Origin of the sequence: Cellulomonas biazotea, from assembly GCF_004306155.1 — a bacterium.
GTDB classification, from domain to species: Bacteria; Actinomycetota; Actinomycetes; order Actinomycetales; family Cellulomonadaceae; genus Cellulomonas; species Cellulomonas biazotea.
This window is the reverse complement of record NZ_BIMR01000447.1, coordinates 1-1,803: the sequence shown is the minus strand read 5'-3', so window position 1 is coordinate 1,803 and position 1,803 is coordinate 1. Positions and strand designations below refer to the sequence as shown.

Annotated in this window: 1 pseudogene; it reads right to left on the bottom strand. The window is 81.1% G+C overall.

What is annotated here, in order from left to right:
- Nucleotides 1-609 (bottom strand): annotated as a pseudogene (locus CBZ_RS20000) (hypothetical protein); the annotation flags it as partial.
- Between the last annotated feature and the right edge of the window lie 1,194 nt (nucleotides 610-1,803).

Sequence of the window (1,803 nt, the reverse complement as noted above, 5' to 3'; positions counted from 1 at the left end):
CGTCGAGACCGTGGCCGTCGGCGCCCCGGGCACCGTGACGGTCGGGGCGTCGAGCGCGGCCCGCTGCAGGGCGACCGCCCGGCGCGCGGGCCTGCCGGCGAGCAGCACCGGGGCGACGGGCGACGCGACGGGGACGGTCGGCCGCGGACCCGTGAGCAGCGGCCCCTCGTGCCACGTCGCGGGCACGACGGCCACCGGCGGCTCGAAGGGCCCGTCGCTCCCGCCCGAGTGCGCGCGCGCACCCGAGGTGCCGGACGTCGGGCCGAGGTCGGTCGTCGTGCCAGTCGCCGCCGCCCCGGACGCACCGTGCCGGTCGTCGGACCCGCCTGTCGACGTCGCGTCGGGGGAGGACGTCGTGCGCGACACGACCGGCATCGGCGCGGACGGCGTCGTGAGGTCCGGCCCGCCCGGCAGGCCGACGACGGGCAGGTCGGCACCGGCGCGGGCCGCGAGGGGCGACGCGACGTCCGACGGCCCGGGACCGGTCGGCCCGGGATCGGTCGGCCCGGCACCGGTCGGTTCGGCGGCGCCCGGGGTCGTGGGGGCTGTGCCGCCCAGCGTGCCGGTCGTCCGCAGCGCGTCCGCCCCGCCGTGGTCGTGCCCGTCCACGTCCCGCTGGACCGGGTCCGCGCCCGTGTCGCCCGCGGACCCGCTCGACGCTGTCCCCGCGCGACCGACCGACCGGCCGGGCGTGGTCGTGCTGCGCTGCGCGAGCGGCAGGTCTCCGGCCGACCCGGCCCGGAGCGCGGTACCGGACGGGTGGCCGGGCGTGGTCGTCGTCCGCTGGACGGCGGTTCCGCCTGCCGCGGGAGCACCCGATGCCGTCGGACCACCGGTGCCCGCACCGGCGGACGGCACCGACGTCGGTCCGCCGACCGCTGCCGTCGACCCGGACCCGGCGGGCGTGCTCCCGGTGGAGGAGCCGAGCGTCGGCGCCGAGGCGGAGGGACGGGACGACCCGGCATCGGTCGCGCTGCCGGACGCCGCGCCACCGGACGCCGCGCTGCCCGACGCCGCGCTGCCCGACGAGGCCCCTTGGACGGTGGGTGCGCGGCCGGACGCAGCGCGCTGGACGGCGGACGGCGGGGGATCCGCGACCGCGCCGGACGACGACGGTGTGCCCCGGGACGAGCCGTCGCCCGACCCCGCACCAGGCCCCGAGGGAGCCGCGGAGCCGGGCGCCCGGTCGTCCACGTCGCCACGCCGGTCGGCGCGACCGCCGGTCGTCGGCCCGCCGACGCGCAGGTCGAGCGGGCTCGACCCGAGCGACCCGGGCGGGGTGACCGGCACGGCGTCGGCGAGGTCGGCGCTCGCGGCGCGCTGGACGGATGCGCCCGCCGTTCCGCCTGGCCCGCCGGTGAGCAGGGATGCGTCGCCCTCGGTCGTCGCGCTGCCCGTCCCGCCGCCCGACGCGCCTTCGGGCGCACCGCTGTCCGACGCTGCCTTCGGCGCGCCACCGTCCGTCGACGACGTCGCTGCGCCCGTGCCCGCGCGGTCGCCGCGCGACGCCTCACCGGTGACCTCCGCGCGGGCAGACCCGGCGTCGCCGCCGGTCGAGGCAGTCCCGTTCACGTCGGTCTCGGACGGTGCCGTCGTGGGGCGCGAGCCGGTCGTCGCCGAGGCGTCCCGCTGGACGACCGGGAGGTCCGGGGTGGACGGCGGCGGGGAGGGCGGGGCAGGCCGGGGGGTGGACGGCCGGGTGTCGAGCGGCCCGGTGAGCGGTGCGCCGAGTCCGACGCGTCGCTGCACCGACGCGGCGCCGGTGGGCCCGTCGGAGGGGCCGGAAGAGGCCGGGGGAGCCGC